The sequence below is a fragment of the Nonomuraea sp. K271 genome (assembly GCF_009908215.1).
GTDB lineage: Bacteria > Actinomycetota > Actinomycetes > Streptosporangiales > Streptosporangiaceae > Nonomuraea > Nonomuraea longispora.
Window position 1 is genome coordinate 1 of the sequence record NZ_JAAAHR010000102.1, and the last position, 19,296, is coordinate 19,296.

A 19,296-nucleotide genomic window follows, 5' to 3' on the forward strand; every position below is an offset into this window, starting at 1 on the left:
CCCTCGGCCCGGTGCAACCGGCGGATCTCCGCCCAGTCCTCCACCTTGATCACCCTCCAGAGTGAACTGCACGAGGGGGTCAGATTTCGGCCGTCGCCATGGGGTCAGTATTCACGCGCCGTCGACAATCCGGCAGTACTGGGCCGACGCGACTTTGTCGAGGCTGCCCCCATCCTCCCCGGCGACTCCCGGTTCAGGCTGCCTCCAGCTTCACCCCGCTGCTACGACAGCGGAGAGACGGACGGTCTTTCACCTCCATTCGGACAAACAGCGCCTCGTGGCGCACTGACGAACGTGTCACCAGCCGCCATATCTACTCTGACCTGGGCTGTTGGTGCTGGCTGCGTACCGGTGGACCAGTCATCAACGCTAAGGGCTGATCTCTCAAGTAAACGTCCGGCTTTCCGCCGGTCGCCGTTCTCCTTCTTGGAATCGTTGCTACGAAGGATCACGCGATGGCCGTTCTCATTTCACGGCGCCACACCTGTTGACCACGTCAAGCTCGTACACCACTTCCGTGGACGCAACCGCCGACGAAGGAGGTCGTGCGGCGTCGATCGTCCCAACCCTGCCCAGAGCTGGACAAAGGGCAAGCAACCCAAGCTGCCGGAACCCGCCCGGCGCTCCATTCGCCGACGATACGCCTAGGGCGAGACGTCCCTGGCCGATCCGGCCACCGAGTACAGCGTCGGACGCTCCATCATCCGTCGCATCATCCACGGGCCAGAGACCTCCAGGTAGGGCGATCACACGCCGAAGCTGGTCGTCGCACTTCGAGCAAGATCATTCTCAGCGCCAACGGCTGTTCCTGGGTTCCAGTCCCGACTGCGGGGGGCCCACGACGAGGGGGTGTGCCAAGCTGTCGCGTTATGAATGACATTCGAGACCGTCAACGCCAGATTCGTGACCTCAGCGAAGAGCTGTTGGGTGACTCGTACTCCGATCAGTTGGTGCGTGCGGTCACTTGGCTGTGTCATAGCCAGACGCCTCCAGATACCCGTTCCCGGCTGGGTGGAACGGCGATGCTGGCGCGCAACACCCCATGGCCGTTCTGGCGTGGCCGGCCGTTGAGTTTTCTCGCGCTCGTTGACTGCGCCGAAATCGCGCCGTTCGACGACTCGGGTCAGTTGCCGAAGAGCGGACTGCTCAACTTCTTCTACGAGGCCGATGGGCAAGAGCCGGGATTCGACCCGGATCCTGCGCTGTCCGAAGGTTGGCGGCTGATCTTCACTGACGCCGGCGAAGCGGTCGAATGTCCTGCTCCCGACGGTGCGTTGGTGTTTCCCGAGCACCCGCTGCGGCCCGTCCCCGCCCTTCCGGTCGTGGGCAGTCAGGAAAAAGCCGGTTACCTGCCGGTCCGCCCGTGGGACGACGACGATGACGACGACGAAGGCGGGTCGCTGCCTCATTCCGAGCTACCCTCCGCCGTGGAAAACCGCCTTCAACTGCTGGAATCGCGGGTGAACCCGGACCAGGAGCCGCCGTGGCAACCGGACGGGCCGCTGCACAAGGTCGGCGGCTGGCCGGATTCCCTGCACGACGATCCGCTCTGGTGGCGCGCACAACTTGGATCAAGTGGCTTCCATGCCTGGCACATCGAGGATGGTGATAGTCGAATGCACCAGGCGTGGCAGGCCGGCCCATCGTGGCGGCTGCTGCTGCAACTCGACTCCGACCCCGCGATGGAACAGCCGGATCAGGAGGCGAGCTGGGTGTGGGGCGACGGCGGCCGCCTCTACTTCGTCATCCGGGCCGACGCTCTCAAAGCCGGTGATTTCAGCCAGGTTTGGCTCTGTGCCGAAACCCACTGACCGCCCGACTCCCTCATCCTGTCTGGGGGCAACAAACATCCAGATCGAGCTATGCCATCGCAGGGCGATCGTCGGGCAGTGCTTCGCGCGGCGAACGTGTCGAACGTGGCGATTCGGGGTGAATGCCGAGGTGGAGGCGGGGGTGAGCTGCCCCGGGTTGGTTGGAGGCTCTGGTGTGCCCCGAGTTCAGTGGAGTCGCGTTCCTGGATTGTTATGCCACGGTGGGTGTGTTCTCGCATGCCCCAGTCGTCCAGGATGAGCAGGGCGGGTTTGGTCAGCGTGGCGAACCTCGGCCTCGACGGCGGTCTGGATGATCAAGCGGGCACCCAGGCGGGCGACGTCCTCGATGACCTCGACCAGATCACGACCTTCGGCGAACAGGGCGTCGATCTCGGCGCGGATGGCTTGAACGGGCGGTAGTGTGCGTGCCACGAGCGTAGGTCCTTGCGTAGTGCGAACTTTGGACGGTTCAGCACGGCAACCTACGCTCGTTCCCTTTTACACCGCATCTCGGACGCGACCACCCGCTGGTCGAGATGACCGGCTTGCGGGCGATCTCGGGCACCGCCACACCTCGGCCACGTAGCGACCGAGCATAGGCGGTCATGTCATCGTCGAGCGCTTTGGGGCGGCCTCCGTGACGTTCGCGATCGAGGGCGGACGCCCTGGCCCTCCAGCAATCTCTCCCGGACCTACTCCCGCCCGGACTCGCCATCGCGGCGAAGGAGGCGAACAACCCAGAGGGGTCGTAGATGCCCTGCAGCGGGCCATTCAGCAACTGCGCCACCAGGACGCCTGTGTGTTCACCATGACCCGATAGACGTAGGGGTCGGGGTCGCCCTCGATCCGCCCTCACGCCAGCCAGGCTCTGGCCAGCGCCGTCTGCACCAGGTCCTCGGCCGCCCCCAGTCCCTGGACAGCAGGAAGCCATCCGGCACAGGCGCCGATGGTGCTGCGCGGCGTACTCGGCGAACGCCCACCCATCAGCTCACCTCCAGGTTGTCGTTCACGACGGGTATGACTATCGGGCTTCGCCAGACGGTTTACAGCGATCCGATCCTGTCGGAAACCGCCTCAAAGCCGTGCGACGGCCGTGGTGGATCGCCGTCCAATGAACTAAGCTGGCGCGATAGTTCACCACATGGTGGAGAAAGGTTGGTACGCTCCGAGCATGAGCGATTTCGAAGGTCGTTGGGCGTTGTCAGCAGCGACGCCGACGGGCGATCGGCAGGCCGCCCTGGTGCTCGTTCCCGAGAGTGGTGCGATCACCGGCGCGTGTAAACCAGCATGGAATGCTCATGTCGCTACCACAGCGGTTCACCGAGCTCAGTAAAGGGGCGTCATCATGGCATTCAGCCTCGGCATGGTCGGAGCGGGGCAGTTCTCGGCCCACTTCGCCTCTCTCTTCCACCTCCACCCCGGCATCTCCCACGTGTACGCGACGGACGAGATCGAAGGTCGCGCGGAGAAGCTGGTCGAAGTTTGGGGCCTGGCCGGCACACGCCCTGGCTTCGGTGCCATGCTGGCCGATCCGTCGATCGACGCGATTGCCGTCTTCACGCAGCGCTGGACGCACGGGCCGCTCGTCGTGCAGGCCTTGCGTGCCGGCAAACACGTCTTTTCGACGGTGCCTATGGCGGTGTCGCGGGAGGAGATCTCCTCGATCATCGACGCGGTGCGCGAGACGGGCCTGACGTACATGATGGGGGAAACCAGCTACTACAACCCTGCCATCGTCTTCGCGCGGCAGAAGCTCGCCGCAGGAGAGTTCGGCCGGGTGTTCTACGCCGAGGGAGACTACCTGCACGACATGGATCTCGGCTTCTACGACGCGTACCGCTTCAGCGGCGGTGACGGCTGGAAGGCGACGGCCAGCTACCCGCCCATGTGGTACCCGACCCACTCCATCGGCGGAGTGCTCGGAGCGATCCCGAGCCATGCTGTGAGCGTCAGCTGCATCGGCGTTCACGACGACAGAGGCGACGGTGTCTTCGACACCGAGGTCAGCATGTTCGGCAACGACTTCTCCAACATGACCGCGCTGTTCGAACTCGCCGGTGGCGGCTCGATGCGGATCAACGAGTTCCGGCGGGTGGGCTACCCATCACGGACCCGCGAGAGCCGGTTCAGATTCTTCGGCACTGAGGGCAGCTTCGAGCAACTGGCCACGACCTCGATCTGGCAGGACAAGAACGAGGCGAAAGACGTGTCCGAACTGATCGCATCCCGGCCGACCTTGAGCCACGATGATCCCCTGCTCGCCGATGTCGCACCGTCGCTGCGCGCCGCGTTCGTGTCGGGGCACGCTCCGGTGCACGACGAGGAGGCCATACGTCTGCCCGCCGAGTTCGAGGGGGCGCCGAACGGACACGAGGGGAGCCATCAGCTCCTGGTCGACGATTTCGTACGCGCCGTCGAGGTCGGCACTCTGCCGACAGTCAATGCATGGGCCGCCGCCCGCTTCACTCTGCCCGGCTTGGTCGCGCAGGAATCGGCCCTTCGCCGCGGCGAGCGTCTTTCCGTACCCGATCTCGGGGACGCTCCCGTCCCCGTCGGCAGTCCCCTGCGGTAGATAAGCCTCGGCCGATTGACGACTCTCGGCCAGGAGGGGAGACATGGCCGAGCGCGAAGGGCGCCCCGGGCCGCAAGGTCACGCGCAGGGATGTGGCACGCCGCGCGCGCCCTAAAGTCCTGCTCCGCCCGTACCATCGCCCTGGACTTCCCGGAAGACGACGATGCTCCCGTGGACACGATCCCGTTCTTCACGGAGTTCGCCCACGCCGTCGAGAAAGCAGCGCGATCACGGGATACGCGCTCTATGTGATGACCAACGCTCCCGAGCCGGGCAAGCTCTTGAGCGGTTCAGCGAGCTCGCCCCCCGCCAGGTCGACGGAGTGCTCATCGTGCCGGGTTCACGTTCGGTGGACGCATCTCGGACTTGACCTGGTCGGCCTGCCGTGGGTGCAACTGAACGCGACAAGTCCCGCTGCCCGGGGTCGACAGCGTGGGAGTCGACCTCTATGGGGGCGCGTTCGAAGCGACAGAGCACCTGATCGCCCACGGGCACCAGCGCGTCGGGTTCGTCGGAGGTGGAGCCGAGGAGCCGCGGCATCGTGGCTGGCGCGACGCCTGCGCCACACCCGGCGTGGTCGCCCCACCAGGCCTGTACGCATCGTTCGCCCGCGAAGGCGGCAATCTGGCCGGCCTCGAACTCGCCGCGGCGGACGACCGGCCCGGCGCGATCTTCGCCTCCTCCGACCCTGTCGCGCTCGGCGTCCTCCGGGCTCTGCACGAGCAGGAGGTACAAATTCCGGAGGACATCGCCATTGTCTCCTTCGACGGATCATGGGGAACCGAATACTCCTGGCCCGCACGCTGGAGCTCGGTACGACAGCCCATCGAGGCGATGGCCGAGGCATCCGTCGACCGGCTGCTTGATCGACACAGTGCCGACCGTCGGCACGAGAACGTCTTCGGGACGCTCCTCCTGCGGCCCGCATCCGGTACGGAGCCTTCGGTGAGCGATCTGAGACGGGACTTGCGCGTGTAAACGACTACCTGACGGCGCCGATCATTCGCCCTGATATGAGGTGATTTTGGCTGATGATGTGGACGGGAAGACCTGGATAACCGCGAGGGTGAAGGCCGCGAACACCAGTCCCCACAAGGTAAGCATTCATCCGTGAAGGAGCGAGGCCCGTCAACCGCTGGGTTTGTGGTTGACTACCCGTTTTCTGGCGTTTCGGGATAGCTGCAGGGTACGCCGAAGGAGAGGCTGGGTCCAGGTGGAGCGCCCGGAGGCGGAGCCGAGGACATTCGACCTTAAGGCGGCCTCGACGGTCGGCAGAGCATGGTGACCACCGGGACGGAGGCGGGTTGTGAGGAGTGCGCGCCTCAGTGCGGCTCGGCAGATGGCAGGCCTGTCGGCTGCGTTCACCCCTTCGATTCCCGGTTCCCCGCTGGCTGCGGCGCGACCATGAGGTGGGTGCGCGGATGACCGGCGGGGTCAATCACGAGGGCGCTCACGCCGCTGGGGTGGGGCGGGGAGCCGAATGGATCGCGGCCTCGCGCCGGTCACCAGCCCGGCACGGGCACCCCCGCCGGCCGTGGCGCGGTGTGCACCTTGCCGCAGCGGCAGGCGACGGTGTGCCGGTCATGCTGGACGCGCCGAGCCACCACCAGCGGGATCTCGATTTGCTGATGCCGAGCCGTCAGCCCCAGATCGACCGCTCCCACCGCAAGCTCGCTCACCGCTGCTCCTACCTGGGGCGGGCGTGGGTCTCGCCGTCGTCGGTGCACCGGACACCGCAGGCACACAGGCTGCGCGTGCGGGCACGTCCGCGTCCGGCCCGCACCGCCCACACGCCGCTCCCTGACTGGGTGGAGTACCGGCCCCGGCAGATCTGGATCTACGACGCCACACACTTCGCGGCCTGTGGGATGGCCGCGCCGGCCATCATGGACCTGGTCTGCGCAGGTGGATCTAGGAGGTCGTCTCGGTGGAGGAGACCCGCACCCAGGTGACCTCGGCGTCACCGACGCGCTGGAGCGCGAGGGACTGCAGCCGCCGATCACCGCGCGCGCTGACGGGTCGGTGATGCCGCCACCGACGCCGACAATCCGATGCGGCCGGTGCTGCCGGCCATGAGCGACAACAAGCCGCAGATGACCGCCGGTAAGACCCGCGTGTTCATGGCGCTCTCGGCGACCACCACCCACTTCGGCCGGCCCGGCACACCGACCGGCCAGATGTGGATTGAGACGCTCTTCGGCCATGTCAAGGCCGAGTTCCCGCACCTGACGCGCATCACCGAACTGCAGGTGCTACGCGCGAAACTGGCGCGGGTACCGGCGTTCTGCAACGGGACCAGACTGCACGAGAGGATCGGGTACGTCACGCCCGACGACGAGCACGAGGGGCGTGGGCCAGCAATCCGCAAAGTCCGACAAGCAGGTTGATCAAGACCGGGAGCGCCGCCTGGAGTGGCACCGATCAAACCGGGGCACATCAGTCACGCGGGGAGCCATCGATGCTGGCTGAAGAATCGAGCTCTGCATCATTAAGTCAGAAACGCCTCAGATCGGCATGGGAACTGCGGGTTCAGCCCCCGTGGGGTCCGCTTCGGTGCGCAGGATCCGCCAGCTCACATAGGCGCAGGCGGCGGTTGCGGGCATGGTCAGCAGTGTGCTGACGATCCCGAGCACGATCACGTTCCCGGCCAGGTACAGAGGCACCATCAACGTCGCGCCGAGAGCGAATTTCGCCACGAAGACCGCTGTGCACTTCTGGTAGCGGCGCCGCCTCGCACGATCGCGCCGCCAGGTGAACCGTTCACCGCGCGCCTGCCCCACTACCAACCCGATCAGCGGCCACCCCACCAGCATGGATACCAGGAACACGACCGCGCCGACCACGGTGGCCAGCACACCGACAAGGTAGAAGTTGACCCCGTCCCCGGTGCTCCCGGCCAAGAACGCAGACACGCCCACCGTGAGCAGCCCTCCGGCTGCCTGCCAGTACTTTCGGTCGGTCCACACCCGGGCCACCGCGAAGACGAACACACCGCCGACTGCGATCAGGGCGGAGATCACTACTCGGCCGGTCACCAGATAGGCAACTACGAACAGCGCTCGGGATGTGATGGCTTCCGCGAGCGTGCGCCAGCCGCCCACTACGGCGAACAAGGACAGCGACTTCTGCGTCAGCATGTTGAAGTTCATGTGCCGACCTCCGCACCATTGGATCCGCCGGAGATCGGGGAAGACACCGGAGCCGGGGTTGCCGGTGACGGTGGCTGGGCTGGGGCGGCTGGCTGGACATCCTCCCGTCTGCTGGGGGCCCCGCTCCGCGGCCGGGTCACCGGGACCGCTTCGGCTGCTCCGCCGGGGGTGGGGAAGCTGTCGCGGCGCATCGCGTCCTCGTATGCACCGATCGCGGCGCGCAGACTCTGCTGCCCGCGGGAGGCCCGGACCAGTTCATCGCAGAGGCGGTGCGCATCCTGCATCGCCAAGTTGCCGCCGAAGCCCGGCGCCACGTGGATCGCATCGCCGATGACCGTCACCGGAGCAGCCGGCCATGCCGGCATCGGTGGGATCACCCCTCCCCGCAGCGCGACTGTGAGGTTCGGCCATGCGTTGTCGACGACCACCCGCAACGTCGGGTGAAGACCGGCGGACAGTTCCTGGGCTCGGCGCGTCGCCGTGGCCGGCGATTCGGCCGGACCGAGCAGTTCCTGCGTGACGGACAGCGCCCACATCATGTAGTCCTCGGCATCGTCGACGACGCGGGAGCGCAGGGCAGGCAGCCACTCCTTCCTCGCGGCGACCGGCGACTGGGTGAACCGCAGCACGCCCATCGCCATCATCGTGCCGTGCGCCTGTGCGGTGCAGGGGCTGTGGCCGATGAGTTCGGGCAGTCCGGTACCGGCCATGGCCCGCAGTGGTGTCGCGCCCATCAGCATGCGTTTCCCCGTGTCGACCACCCGCACGTGAGGCAGGTACTGGCGGCGAACGGCCGAACCGATGCCGTCCGCACCGACCAGCACGTCCGCGGTGTCCGTGCTGCCATCGGCGAACCACGATCGGACGGTCCTGTCAGGCCGCTGTTCGAACCGCGTGAACTCCGCCCCGAACCGCACCGTGTCCTCCAGTCCGGTCAGCAACACCGCCCGCAACAACGGCCGGTGTACCTGCCGGCCTGGCCGCGCCGGCCCCGATGTGCCGTCCAGCGGTTGGCTACGCGCTACCACAAGCCGCCCATCTACTTCGGACAGGAGCAGCCTCTGTTCGCGCGGTCCGCCCATGGTGGCCTCCGCCATCGCCACGTGCGGCGGCGGCAAGCACGCCCGCAGCGCAGTCGTTCCGCGGTCATCGAAATGCAGGCTGACGCCCTGCGGGCGCCCCTGATTCCCGTCCCGCTCGTATACCACGACCTCGATATTTGCCCGTAGCAACCCGTGGGCCAGCGTCAACCCGCCAAGCCCCGCACCTACCACGACCACCTTCACCCTGCCGACCTTTCTTCACCGGTTGATGAAGTTCAAGGTACCACGTGCCGGGCACATAACTTCACCAATCGGTGAGGAAAGATCCGGTAGACTCGCCCTGTCATGACAGAACGCAGTCCCTCTGCTCGCCCCGGACGCTGGCGGTCCGGCGCGGAAAGCAGGCAACGGATCCTGGAAACCGCCCGCGCACTATTCCGCGAGCACGGCTATGGCGGCACGACCGTGCGTGCCGTCGCCGCCCAGGCGGGCGTCGATCCGGCCATGGTGTTCTACTTCTTCAAAACCAAGCAGGGCATGTTCGCCGCGGCCACGGAGATGCCCCCTCATCTACTGCCGGCCATCGAATCGCTCTTCACTGGCGGCCTCGATGGCATCGGCGAACGCATCATCCGGACACTCTTGGAGAACTTGGACAAATCCGCCCGCACACCGCTCGTGATGCTCACCCGGTCAGCCCCCACTCACGAGGCGTCCGAAGCGCTACTCCGCGAATTCATCGACCGGGAAATCACCAGTCGGCTTGCCGCGATGCTCGACACGCCTGACGCCGCGCTACGGGCCGGCATGGTGAACGTCCATATCCTGGGCCTCGCGGTTACGCGTTACATCGTACGACTCGAGCCGATCGCCTCCGCGTCGACCGATGAACTGGTGGCCCGCCTCGGTCCGGTCGTGCAGCAGTGCCTCACGGGACAGGGAGCTACTACCGCTACGTAGCCAGTCGATCGAAGAACAGGGGCCGCGTTCGCGTTGCCACCGGTTCCGACCAGCGTACCTTCCCGCCGCCCGGGACGCGTCGCCATCGCTGACCTGCCGCGCGACTCGATCTGCGACCTGCCGGACCTGCCTGCCCCCTGGTCGAGGCGCTCGATGCCGTACCCGACTCACGCAGTCCTCGCGAACGCCGCTACCGGCTCGGCTCAGAGCAATAGTCAAGACCTGTGAGGTTGTCACTGAAGTGACAACCTCACATCCCTTCGCGTTGTGGGACGATCAGAGAGTGGACCGCTACGACCGTTTCGTGGAGGAGTTGCTCGACTTCCTGCTGATACGGCTCGATGAGACAGGCTTTGCGCAGCTCGTCGCCCATGAACCGAAGCGCATGATCGCCGGGTACTCGAACGGCAGTTACTATGTGGCCGGTAACCGTTGGGGGCCGCAGACCGCATGGTTCACCGGTTGCGCAACATGCTCGCCGATCCCCTCTCGCGTCGTAGTCGACCCGGGGACTGGCGCCGAATGCGTGCAGTGGCGGGCGATCGATTGGAAGGCCTCCAGGGAGGGTGCCGTGCCGCATGAGCAGCGGCACGGCCGTACACACCAGCTCGAGACATGGGGCACCTACCTGGAAATGAACGTCGAAGCGTGGCCGTGCCTGCATGTCCGGTCCCTGGCACTGCCGTTTGCCGATGACCCGGGCTACCATGATGAATGGCGGCCGGAGTACGCCGTATTCGCCTCTGGCAAGCTCTGCCATCCTTACGACGATTGCCAATGGCCCCATCAGCTCCCGCCACCTTCGGCGCTGCCCAATGGCGAGTGATCAGCCCCGCAGCAGCATATAGATCATCACTCGCTATACCGGAGGTGTGGGTGAGCAGGTGGTGGATGGTGACCTCGGCCGTCTCGGGCGCGAACCCGCCCAGGTGCTTGCTCAGCTTGTCCTGGAATGACAGTTTGCCCCGCCGGGCGAGCTGCGCGATCGCCACCGCGGTGCACGTCTTGGTCACCTCCGACCGGCTCGGTGTGCGTCGCGAGGCGCTGCGCTCATGGGTACGGCAGGCTGAAGTCGAACACGTCGTCCAGCGGTTTCGCCGGGGCGTTCGTGGTTCTGTCGGTGTACCAGTCGGGGATGCCAGAGGTGTGCCGGAGCAGTTGCCGGACGGTGATCTCATCAGCGCGCTCCACCACATCCTTGTCGACCAGTTCGGGCAGCAGGTCGCCGAGTTTGTCATCGACGCCTAGCAGGCCCTCGTCGACCAGTTGCAGCAGTACCGTCGCCACCATCTCCTTGGTCTGGGAGCCGATGCGGTAGCGAGCGCTCGCCGGGATCGTGCCACCCTTCCCGTCGAGCAGTCGAGACGCTGCGAAGTCCTGGCCCGCCAGTTTGCCGTCAACGTAAACCCCGCCGATGGCCCCCACCACTCCAGGGAGCTTGGCTAGGTCAGCCAACGCCTTCCCCACATCCATTTCCGCACTTCACCACCCGTGGCCGCGGCTGCCGGTTGCGGACCAGCCGCCGCCAGAACGGCGACGGCAGCGCAGGCCGTCAGCAGGCTTCGATACGACCTAGATCTCTCCGCGCATTGATCGCAATGGGCGCTCGGATGGCGATCCAAGTCCATGGCTTGTTTCCGCACCGTTTCCACCGACGCGCGTACTCGGGTTCACGGTCCGGCCGGGGCGGCAGGCGGTGGAGGGCGCGGCGCACGGCCAGGACTCGCTGGTTCGGCGGCCTCGCCGACGACGGTGACGACGAGGTGTTCTCCATCGCCGTCCCCGACGGCGAGTGGGACAAGAAGACCAAGCTGGACTTCGAGCGGGAGATACCTGGTCTCTACGTGTCCGACCGCACCGTGCCCGGCACTGGACGCCTCCTGGCCAGAAACCGCGACGCCGCGAGCGCCGACCTGCTGGACAGCGGCCGTCACGACCGCGGCGACGTCCAGGTGGCCGGCCTGGTCACCAAGGTGGACCGGCGGGCGAACAAGGCGGGCAACACGGGGGCCATCCTCACCGTCGAGGGCACAGACGCCGCCACCGGGTGCCTGTTCTTCCGCGCAACTACGAGTTGTACGGACCAGAGCTGCGGCGCCGGCGGGCAGGACGGTCATGCCAGGTGCGAGGATGCCGACGATCACAGCGCCGTCGGCGAGGGGGGCGGACTCGATAGGCCGGATGATCCGGGACAGGACATGGTCAGATGCGTGCACTCGTGCATGAGCACCAAGCGCCGCGCCTGCACAGATAAGCGCGGTCGGTGCGGGAGCCGTACGCCTTATCGGCACGGACTCTGTCAGCACGCTTGTGCGGGCGTCCCGGCCCCAGCCGATCAGCAGGCACTGCATGCTCGGGGCGTGCGGACCACCTCGCGTATCCGCGTAGCCGACTTCGGGAACCGACACAATCCTGGCTTGTTCTCGTAAGCCTGCCGCTGGGGCGTCGGGGGTGTGGCCTGACCCCACATTGAACAGTGACTACACACGTGTGTATCCTGCTTCTCGCATGAATAGTTAGTTGCATATGTGGATAGGAGTTGGAGGCAGTGACGACGTCCGGTCCCGACCCTGAGGACCTCACCGCTCGCGCCCGGATCAGAGATGCGGCCTTGCGGCACTTCGGCGAGCACGGGTTCGAGCGCGCGACCATCAGAGGGATCGCCGAGACCGCAGGGGTGTCCTCAGGGCTGGTCCGCCACCACTTCGGCTCCAAGCAGGGACTGCGCGAGGTGTGCGACGCCTACCTGACCAAGATGATCCGGAGGCTCAACGATCAGGTCCGCGCCGACACCATGCCCGGCGATGTGAACTACGTCGCCCTTGGCAGGGTGGCACTGGGTCCGCATCAGCAGTACCTGGTGCGCGCCCTCACCGAAGGCTGGGCGGCGCCGGTGTTCGACGAACTGGTCGTGCTGGGAGAGCAGTGGCTCGCGGAAGCCGACGCGAAGCGTCCCGATCCGCCCTACGCCGAACGTAAGGTCCGGGCGGCGCTGAGCGTCGCGATGGCGCTGTCCGTCCCGATCCTGCACCGGCAGCTGTCACGGGCTATGGGCGTCGACGTGTTCAGCCCGGAGGGCGACCACCTGCTGGCCAGAGCCCTGCTCGACATCTACTCCCACCCCATATTGAGCCGGGAAGAGGCCGCAGAGATGCGGAACGTTCTCGACAAGATCCACGACACACCACCACGAGCGGAGCGCGTGACCGCGATCCGCCAGGATGAGGAGCACGACCATGACTGATGCCATCACGGTGGCCAGGTTGGTCAAGACCTTCGGATCCAGCAGGGCCCTGGACGGCTTAGACCTCGTCGTCCGTACCGGCGAGGTGCACGGCTTCCTGGGGCCGAATGGCGCGGGCAAGAGCACCACCATCCGCGTTCTGCTAGGCATGATGCGCGCAGATGCGGGGACCGCCCGGCTACTCGGCGGCAACCCATGGGTCGACGCCACGGCACTCCACCGCCGCCTTGCTTACGTCCCCGGCGACGTCACGCTGTGGCCCAACCTGTCAGGTGGCGAGGCGATCGACCTGCTCGGTCGGCTGCGCGGCGGGCTCGACCAGAAGCGCCGCTCCGACCTGCTGGAGCGCTTCGATCTGGACCCCCGGAAGAAGGGCCGCACCTACTCCAAGGGCAACCGGCAGAAGGTGGCCCTGGTCGCTGCGCTGGCGTCCGACGCCGAGTTGCTCATCCTTGACGAGCCGACCTCAGGCCTGGACCCGCTGATGGAGGAGGTGTTCCGCGAGGCCGTCGTGGAGGAGAAGCACCGCGGCCGGACGGTGCTGCTGTCGAGCCACATCCTGTCTGAGGTTGAGGCGCTGTGCGACCGGGTCACCATCATCCGCGACGGCCGGGCTGTCGAGAACGGTACCCTTGCCGACCTGCGCCACCTGACCCGTACCGTCATCCAGGCCGAGCTGTCCGGTCAGGTGGACGGGCTTGCCGACCTGCCCGGTGTGCACGACCTGCGCACCGAAGGTAACCGGGTCCACTTCGCTGTCGACCCCGCCGCACTGGACGCGGTGCTGCGACGGCTCACAGCGGTGGGCGTGCGCAGCCTCGTCAGCCAGCCGCCCACGCTGGAGGAGCTGTTCATGCGGCACTATGACCGGACCGGCGCGAGCTCGGGCCGTCACGCGGAGGCGCGGCGATGAACGCGCTGACCGGGGTGGGAAGCCTGATCCGCCTGACACTGCGGCGTGATCGGGTACTGCTCCCGCTGTGGGTCTTCCTCCCGTGGGTGTTCCCGCTGGCGTTCGTCGCAGCCTTCAACAGTGGGTACCCCACCGCGCAGGCACGCCAGGAGTACGCGGAGACGAGCGTCCACAACACGGCATTCACCGTGACGTACGGCGCGCTGCACGGATCGAGCCTGGGCGAACTGGTCACCTGGCGTGCGGGCTTCATCCCGCTCATGGTCGGGCTGATCAGCATGCTGACGGTCATCCGGCACACCCGCGCGGAGGAGGAGGCAGGCCGACGCGAACTGATTGGCGCGACCGTGGTCTCCCGTCACGCGGGCCTGGCCGCCGCCCTGATCACGGCCGGCGGCGCCAGCCTGGTCCTAGGCATTCTGACCGCGTTGGGCCTGATAAGTCAGGGCCTGCCGCCCGCCGGTTCGCTGGCGTTCGGATTCGGGATGGCCGGCACCGGATGCGTCTTCGCCGCGATAGGCGCGGTGGCCGCCCAGCTCACCACCAGCGCCGGGAGCGCCCGCAGCATCGGGATCGTCGTTCTCAGCGTCGCGTTCCTGCTGCGCGGCATCGGCGATGTCAGCGACAAGGCCGACGGTGGGCTCAGCTGGGTGGCCTGGCTGTCGCCGATCGGCTGGGTCGGCCAAACCCGGCCGTTCGGCGGCGAACGCTGGTGGGTCCTCGGGCTCGCCGCCTGCACGGTCGCCGTGCTGACCGCACTGGCCGTCGCCCTGTCCGGGCGGCGGGACCTCGGTGGCGGTCTATTCCCCGACCGTCTCGGGCCTGCCGACGCCGCGTCCAGTCTGCGCACGCCCCTGGCGCTCGCGTGGAGGCTACACCGGGGGTCATTGGCCGGCAATGTCGCGGGCTTCGCCCTGGTCGGATTCGTTCTGGGCAGCATCGCCGAGAGCCTCGGCATCATGATGGACAACAGCACTCCGGCGGCGCGAGAGATCCTCACCCGGATAGGCGGGCCTGGCACCGTCGTCGACCAGTTTCTCGTGGGCATGATGGCCATGCTCGGCGTGGTCTCCGCCGGACTCGCCATCCAGGCCGTGCTCCGACTACGGGCAGAGGAGAGCGGCGGGCGCGTGGAAGCCGTCCTGGCCACCGCAATCAACCGCCTGAGGTGGTCGGGCGGCCACCTGACCTTCGCGCTGCTCGGTCCCGCGCTTGGACTGGTTGTGTTCGGAACGGCGGTCGGGCTGGCGTACGGGGTGAACATCGGGGACGTGAGCGGGCAACTGCCGCGCATGCTGGGCGCCGCCCTCGTCCAACTGCCCGCGGTGTGGGTGTTCGCCGCACTCGCGTTCGCACTGTTCGGCCTCTTGCCCCGCCTTTCCGCTGGCGCGTTCGCCGTACTCCTGGTGAGCACGTTGTTCGGCTGGGTCGGCGCGGAGCTGGAACTCGGCCAGTGGGTGATCGACCTGTCGGTGTTCGCCCATCTTCCGCAGCTTCCCGGCGGTGAGGTCACGGCGCTGCCGCTGGTCGTGCTGACGGCGATGGCCGCGGCGCTCATCTTGCTCGGCCTGGCAGGCCTGCGACGCCGTGACATGCCGGTCGGCTGACCCCGCACAACCGCACAGCCCACGAGCAGAGCCAGGAGGGCTCATGGACAAGATCCTGATCGACTTCACCGGCGTGCGTGCAACCGCGCTCCTCGAGTTGTACCTTCGTTGGCTGGACAGCCGAGATCGGCGCCCCATCCTTCGCGATCCATGGCCGCAACAAGCGATACAGCGCCTCGACTTCGACTTTTCCCAGTTCAAGTCCACGGCTATCGGACGGTTCCCCGTGGCCGTCCGGTCACGCGTGATGGACGGGTGGGTTGCGAAGTATCTGGCGAACAACCCGGATGCGCTCGTTTTGGATCTCGGGTGCGGGCTCGACTTCAGGGTCTCCCGGGTCGGTCCGCCGCCCGGCCATCACTGGTACGACGTGGACTTTCCCGACGTCATCGAGGTCGCGCGGCAGCTCTACCCCGAACGCGCGGAACACACCACCATTGGCGCGTCCGTCGTCGATCCGGGCTGGCTCGCGCAGATTCCCGGCGACAGACCCGTGGTGGTCGTGGCCGACGGCCTGTTCGGGTTTCTCAGCGAGGAGGAGGCTCGACAGGTCTTCCGGCAGATCATGGACCATTTCCCGCGCGGGGAGTTCATTTTCAACAACATTTCGTCGTCGATCAAGAACCGACATGAGAAGCGACCGTCAGCGCTCTTCAAGAAGTTCAGCATCGAAGAGAAATGGGCGCTCGACGACGCGAGAGGAGCCGAGAAGCTCGATGACCGTCTGCTCTTCGTGGACGAGGAGAACCAGCTGGACACGCCCTTGCTCGCACGCACCCCCTTCTACTACCGGACGCTGTGCGCCCTGATCAGCATGGTTCCGTCCTGGAGGGAGAGCGGCTGGATACTCCGCTATCAGTTCTGATCAGACGGGCGCGTTCTGATCACAACATCCCTGGAAGGAGATATATGTCCATGTCCTCAGCTCCGGTCCCAGTGTCGATGCCTACCGAGCGTCCTGCCGGTTGTCCCTTCGATCCGCCCGAGGAGCTCGAGCGGCTGCGCGGCGACCATCCCCTCAGGCCGCTCGCCTATCCAGACGGCCACGTGGGATGGCTGGTCACCAGTCACGCCCTGGCCCGCGCAGTCCTGGCCGACCATCGCTTCAGCCACCGATCCGAGCTCGCGCATAGCCTGGTGGCCGTGGCAAGTGCCACGGAAAAGCCGCAACCGGCTCCACCAGGGGCTTTCATCGCGATGGACCCGCCCGAGCACACCCGCTACCGCCACCTACTCACCGGCCAGTTCACCGTCCGCCGGATGCGCCAGCTCACCGAGCGAATCGAGCAGATCACCGCCGAGCACCTGGACGAGATGGAACGGCACGGCCCGCCAGTCGACCTGGTGGAGGCGTTTGCGGTCCCCATCCCCAGCCTGGTGATCTGCGAGCTGCTCGGAGTCCCGACCAGCGAGCGGGCCCGGTTCCAGCAAGACCTGGGCGCGCTGCTGAGCCTGACGGCCTCACAAGAGAAGCAGCTCGCCTCTACGACCAGGCTTCAGCGGTTCATGGGCGACCTGGTGCGGGCCAAGCGCGCCAACCCCACCGACGACCTGCTCAGCGGCTTAGCCGCCGACGGCGGCCTGACCGACGAGGAGCTGGCCAACATGGCCGGTCTCCTGATAGCCGCCGGCTTCGACACCACCGCGAACATGCTCGGTCTGGGCACATTTGCGCTGCTCGGCGAGCCTGATCAGCTCACCGTCCTCCGCGACGAGCCGGACCTCGCTGGCAGGGCCGTGGAGGAGCTGCTGCGCTACCTGAGCATCATTGGCGGCACGATACGGACCGCGCTGGAAGACGTCCAGCTTGGCGGAGAGCTGGTCAAAGAGGGGCAGACCGTCGTCGTGTCGCTTCCCGCGGCCAACAGAGACCCGGAGCGCTTCCCCCACCCCGACACACTCGACCTGCGCCGCCAGGCCACCGGTCACTTGGCCTTCGGCCACGGAATCCACCAGTGCCTGGGCCAGCAGCTGGCCCGCGTCGAAATGCAGGTCGCCTTCCCAGCACTGTTCCAGCGGTTCCCGACCCTGCGCCTGGGTGTCCCGCCCGAGGAGGTGCCCCTGCGCACCGACATGGCGATCTACGGTGTGCACCGCCTTCCGGTGACCTGGGACGAGGCCTAGCGAACGGGCACCCGCTGGACCGGACCAGCACCGGCCACCTTGCCCCCTCGAACTGGCCGAACTCGTTCTCGCGGCCTGAGATGAGTTAACCAGGACAGACGCGGAACCACCCTCGCCGCCCGACTCGGACAGACAGGTTGCAGATCAAGCTCAGACCGTGGTGGCCGCCCGGCTTGAGACGGCGGTGGAACCGATTTCCATCCGGACCCTACGGGTATCGGCCTGGCCGGTCGGCGCTCGAATCCGGTGGCCGGACTCTGGGAACGCTGCTGGTCGAACGACTGGATGGTCGATCTGGACATCCAGAAATCCACCTCTACTCAACCCGGGGCACACCCCCTGGATCGAGGAGTACGCCTTGTCGCCCATCCCGCGAGCGGGCCGCTTGCGGGGACGACCGCTCCCGCGCCGCGGGATGCGGATCGACTCCATCAGCGGGATGAACCGTGGTGAGTCGCCGTGCCGGCTCGGGCTGGTCAGTTTGGTGATCGGGCGGCACCGCCGATCGGGCGACGAGGTGGATTGCGGTGGTCAAACCGCTCCGGGAGCGTCCCAGCCCCTCACGTCCCTTGCCTATGGCCGGATTCTTGTCATTCGATCCCGCCCCCGTGGGGTCGTCGTGGGCCGGTTCGTGGGCGGCCCCGGCTGCATGCTGAGGGGCGCGGGCGATGGTCGAAACAGCCGACACCGTCCGGTCCTTCCCTCGCTCTCATCGCACCCGGCGCGTAGCCCATCCAGCACCTTGGCCCACGTACCGTCCGTAGACCAGCGGCGATGCCGTTTGTAGACGGTCTGCCACTTACCGTACTGGGCGGGCAGATCCCGCCACACGCGCCAGTCCGACTCCGCCAAACACCCCGTTGATCGTGTGGCCGTGATCAGCCCACCGGCCGCCACGACCCGGGTTGCGCGGCAGCAGCGGCTCCAACCGCTCCCACTCTTCATCCAAGAGGTCATGTCGATCAAACACGGATCAGGACCTACAGGACAGCCAGCCCAAGATCCAGGAAATACGCCCTAGCAGTCCGGGTTTGCCTCGCCTGGATCACCACCATCCGCGCCGCTGACCTGCCGCGCCCGCACGGCTTCGCCAACGGCATCGAACTCGACCGCGACGCCGTGAACGCCGCCCTCACCCTCCCGCACCACAACGGCCGCACCGAAGGCGTCAGCACCCGCACGAAAAGGATCATGCGGCGGATGCCTCGGGCGCTCGGGCGCTGGAAGAAATGCCGGCCGGGCCTCAGGCACCTGCTACCACCGCAGCGCCCAGCCCCAGCAGGACGACGCCGGTGATCACGCTGAGTCCCCGCAGGACGGTCGGCTGCGATACCAGGGCGCGCCCGCGGCTGACGGCCCAGGTGAGCAACATGTACCAGGAGGCGCTGACGAGCGCCCACAGGGCTCCCAGGGCAACGGTCGACAGGAACACCGGGCCATCCGCGGTCACGAACTGGGGCAGCACCGAGACCGCGAACACGCCCGCCTTGGGATTGCCGAGGTTGGTGATCAGGCCGGTGAGATATCCGCCCGCGAAGCCAGTGCTGCGCCCGTCCTCGCGGGGCGGGCGGGTGGAGACGGTGGTGAGTGCGGTCCGTAGCGTCTTCACCCCGAGGATCATCAGCACGATGCCGCCTGCGATCTGGAGTACCGTGTACGCGGCGGGGCTGGCCAGCAGGACGGCAGACAGCCCGGCCGCGGCGGCCGTGGACCACAGCAGGAAGCCGCTGGCATTGCCCGCAAGCGTGCCCCGGAGCGTACGTTGGCCGCCTTCCAGAACCTGCCGGATCATCAGGGCTTGACTCGCGCCTGGCAGCATTGCCAACAGCAAGGTGGTGGCGATGAAAACGGGCACATGCGTGGGCATGGGAGA

The 19,296-nt window shown here is 66.9% G+C and carries 19 protein-coding genes and 3 pseudogenes; 13 read left to right on the forward strand and 9 right to left on the reverse strand.

Going from position 1 to position 19,296, the window contains the following annotated elements; all coding sequences use genetic code 11:
• The first annotated feature begins 869 nt into the window (after positions 1–869).
• Positions 870–1,811 carry a DUF1963 domain-containing protein gene (locus GUY59_RS29345; RefSeq protein WP_138203079.1) on the forward strand — a complete coding sequence of 314 codons (942 nt, stop codon included), beginning with the start codon at positions 870–872 and terminating at the stop codon, positions 1,809–1,811.
• 285 nt (positions 1,812–2,096) lie between these two features.
• On the opposite strand, the pseudogene GUY59_RS51465 reads toward GUY59_RS29345, so the two are convergent.
• Both GUY59_RS51465 and GUY59_RS50140 read right to left on the reverse strand, forming a co-directional pair.
• A pseudogene (locus GUY59_RS51465) lies at positions 2,097–2,243 on the reverse strand (IS256 family transposase); the annotation flags it as partial.
• Positions 2,244–2,663: 420 nt separating this feature from the next.
• Positions 2,664–2,795, reverse strand: coding sequence for a hypothetical protein (locus tag GUY59_RS50140; protein WP_269128933.1), 132 nt, complete (start codon positions 2,793–2,795; stop codon positions 2,664–2,666).
• A gap of 361 nt (positions 2,796–3,156) precedes the next feature.
• On the opposite strand from GUY59_RS50140, the gene GUY59_RS29360 reads away from it, so the two are divergent.
• On the forward strand, positions 3,157–4,383 hold the full coding sequence (locus GUY59_RS29360; protein WP_138203081.1) for a Gfo/Idh/MocA family protein: 1,227 nt from the start codon (positions 3,157–3,159) through the stop codon (positions 4,381–4,383).
• Between the two features lie 414 nt (positions 4,384–4,797).
• Positions 4,798–5,361, forward strand: coding sequence for a substrate-binding domain-containing protein (locus tag GUY59_RS29365; protein WP_138203083.1), 564 nt, complete (start codon positions 4,798–4,800; stop codon positions 5,359–5,361).
• A 524-nt stretch (positions 5,362–5,885) separates the two neighbouring features.
• Here the strand turns inward: GUY59_RS29365 and GUY59_RS29370 are convergent.
• On the reverse strand, positions 5,886–6,062 hold the full coding sequence (locus tag GUY59_RS29370; RefSeq protein ID WP_161714758.1) for a hypothetical protein: 177 nt from the start codon (positions 6,060–6,062) through the stop codon (positions 5,886–5,888).
• A gap of 393 nt (positions 6,063–6,455) precedes the next feature.
• Between GUY59_RS29370 and GUY59_RS29375 the strand changes: the two genes are divergently transcribed.
• Entirely contained in the window at positions 6,456–6,770 is a 315-nt protein-coding gene (locus GUY59_RS29375; protein ID WP_161714759.1) for an integrase core domain-containing protein, read from the forward strand.
• A gap of 117 nt (positions 6,771–6,887) precedes the next feature.
• On the opposite strand, the gene GUY59_RS29380 is transcribed toward GUY59_RS29375, so the two are convergent.
• Positions 6,888–7,532: a DUF3159 domain-containing protein gene (locus GUY59_RS29380; protein ID WP_138203087.1), complete on the reverse strand. Its 645-nt coding sequence runs from the start codon at positions 7,530–7,532 to the stop codon at positions 6,888–6,890.
• On the reverse strand, positions 7,529–8,818 hold the full coding sequence (locus GUY59_RS29385) for an FAD-dependent oxidoreductase (RefSeq protein WP_201761484.1): 1,290 nt from the start codon (positions 8,816–8,818) through the stop codon (positions 7,529–7,531). The genes GUY59_RS29380 and GUY59_RS29385 overlap by 4 nt, the downstream gene beginning before the upstream one ends.
• Before the next feature lie 102 nt (positions 8,819–8,920).
• Between GUY59_RS29385 and GUY59_RS29390 the strand changes: the two genes are divergently transcribed.
• The gene (locus GUY59_RS29390; RefSeq protein ID WP_138203089.1) at positions 8,921–9,535 is read left to right on the forward strand and encodes a TetR/AcrR family transcriptional regulator; all 615 of its coding nucleotides are present in this window, start codon (positions 8,921–8,923) and stop codon (positions 9,533–9,535) included.
• A 283-nt stretch (positions 9,536–9,818) separates the two neighbouring features.
• Positions 9,819–10,361: a hypothetical protein gene (locus GUY59_RS49090; protein ID WP_138203091.1), complete on the forward strand. Its 543-nt coding sequence runs from the start codon at positions 9,819–9,821 to the stop codon at positions 10,359–10,361.
• 37 nt (positions 10,362–10,398) lie between these two features.
• Here GUY59_RS49090 and GUY59_RS51470 read toward each other — a convergent pair.
• Positions 10,399–10,548: pseudogene (locus tag GUY59_RS51470) on the reverse strand (serine hydrolase); the annotation flags it as partial.
• A 37-nt stretch (positions 10,549–10,585) separates the two neighbouring features.
• Entirely contained in the window at positions 10,586–10,963 is a 378-nt protein-coding gene (locus GUY59_RS29405; RefSeq protein WP_201761486.1) for a serine hydrolase domain-containing protein, read from the reverse strand.
• Between the two features lie 203 nt (positions 10,964–11,166).
• Between GUY59_RS29405 and GUY59_RS51475 the strand changes: the two genes are divergently transcribed.
• From GUY59_RS51475 to GUY59_RS29435, 6 genes are all read left to right on the forward strand, one after another.
• The gene (locus GUY59_RS51475; protein ID WP_161714760.1) at positions 11,167–11,964 is read left to right on the forward strand and encodes a hypothetical protein; all 798 of its coding nucleotides are present in this window, start codon (positions 11,167–11,169) and stop codon (positions 11,962–11,964) included.
• A 119-nt stretch (positions 11,965–12,083) separates the two neighbouring features.
• Positions 12,084–12,779, forward strand: a complete 696-nt coding sequence (locus GUY59_RS29415) for a TetR/AcrR family transcriptional regulator (RefSeq protein WP_138203095.1) — start codon at positions 12,084–12,086, stop codon at positions 12,777–12,779.
• Entirely contained in the window at positions 12,772–13,692 is a 921-nt protein-coding gene (locus GUY59_RS29420) for an ABC transporter ATP-binding protein (RefSeq protein ID WP_138203097.1), read from the forward strand. Before GUY59_RS29415 ends, GUY59_RS29420 begins: the two co-directional genes overlap by 8 nt.
• Positions 13,689–15,299: an ABC transporter permease gene (locus GUY59_RS29425; RefSeq protein ID WP_138203099.1), complete on the forward strand. Its 1,611-nt coding sequence runs from the start codon at positions 13,689–13,691 to the stop codon at positions 15,297–15,299. The genes GUY59_RS29420 and GUY59_RS29425 overlap by 4 nt, the downstream gene beginning before the upstream one ends.
• Before the next feature lie 43 nt (positions 15,300–15,342).
• Positions 15,343–16,164: a class I SAM-dependent methyltransferase gene (locus tag GUY59_RS29430; protein WP_138203101.1), complete on the forward strand. Its 822-nt coding sequence runs from the start codon at positions 15,343–15,345 to the stop codon at positions 16,162–16,164.
• A 50-nt stretch (positions 16,165–16,214) separates the two neighbouring features.
• A complete protein-coding gene (locus GUY59_RS29435; RefSeq protein WP_201761488.1) occupies positions 16,215–17,423 on the forward strand; it encodes a cytochrome P450 in 1,209 nt (402 codons plus the stop codon).
• Positions 17,424–17,996: 573 nt separating this feature from the next.
• Here GUY59_RS29435 and GUY59_RS51480 read toward each other — a convergent pair.
• Complete coding sequence (locus tag GUY59_RS51480; protein WP_138203132.1) at positions 17,997–18,380, reverse strand: transposase; 384 nt, start codon at positions 18,378–18,380, stop codon at positions 17,997–17,999.
• An 84-nt stretch (positions 18,381–18,464) separates the two neighbouring features.
• Here GUY59_RS51480 and GUY59_RS49100 point away from each other — a divergent pair.
• Positions 18,465–18,719, forward strand: a pseudogene (locus GUY59_RS49100) (hypothetical protein); the annotation flags it as partial.
• On the opposite strand, the gene GUY59_RS29450 reads toward GUY59_RS49100, so the two are convergent.
• Positions 18,667–19,290 carry a LysE family translocator gene (locus GUY59_RS29450; RefSeq protein ID WP_138203105.1) on the reverse strand — a complete coding sequence of 208 codons (624 nt, stop codon included), beginning with the start codon at positions 19,288–19,290 and terminating at the stop codon, positions 18,667–18,669. The pseudogene GUY59_RS49100 and the gene GUY59_RS29450 sit on opposite strands and share 53 nt — an antisense overlap.
• Positions 19,291–19,296 lie beyond the last annotated feature (6 nt).

Coding starts and splice junctions, on each gene's coding strand:
- GUY59_RS29375 (WP_161714759.1), top strand. CDS start 6,456: ATGAGCGACAACAAGCCGCAGATGACCGCCGGTAAGACCCGCGTGTTC.
- GUY59_RS29345 (WP_138203079.1), top strand. CDS start 870: ATGAATGACATTCGAGACCGTCAACGCCAGATTCGTGACCTCAGCGAA.
- GUY59_RS29425 (WP_138203099.1), top strand. CDS start 13,689: ATGAACGCGCTGACCGGGGTGGGAAGCCTGATCCGCCTGACACTGCGG.
- GUY59_RS29430 (WP_138203101.1), top strand. CDS start 15,343: ATGGACAAGATCCTGATCGACTTCACCGGCGTGCGTGCAACCGCGCTC.
- GUY59_RS29450 (WP_138203105.1), bottom strand. CDS start 19,290: ATGCCCACGCATGTGCCCGTTTTCATCGCCACCACCTTGCTGTTGGCA.
- GUY59_RS29420 (WP_138203097.1), top strand. CDS start 12,772: ATGACTGATGCCATCACGGTGGCCAGGTTGGTCAAGACCTTCGGATCC.
- GUY59_RS29360 (WP_138203081.1), top strand. CDS start 3,157: ATGGCATTCAGCCTCGGCATGGTCGGAGCGGGGCAGTTCTCGGCCCAC.
- GUY59_RS29390 (WP_138203089.1), top strand. CDS start 8,921: ATGACAGAACGCAGTCCCTCTGCTCGCCCCGGACGCTGGCGGTCCGGC.
- GUY59_RS51480 (WP_138203132.1), bottom strand. CDS start 18,380: ATGACCTCTTGGATGAAGAGTGGGAGCGGTTGGAGCCGCTGCTGCCGC.
- GUY59_RS29380 (WP_138203087.1), bottom strand. CDS start 7,532: ATGAACTTCAACATGCTGACGCAGAAGTCGCTGTCCTTGTTCGCCGTA.
- GUY59_RS29435 (WP_201761488.1), top strand. CDS start 16,215: ATGTCCTCAGCTCCGGTCCCAGTGTCGATGCCTACCGAGCGTCCTGCC.
- GUY59_RS50140 (WP_269128933.1), bottom strand. CDS start 2,795: ATGGGTGGGCGTTCGCCGAGTACGCCGCGCAGCACCATCGGCGCCTGT.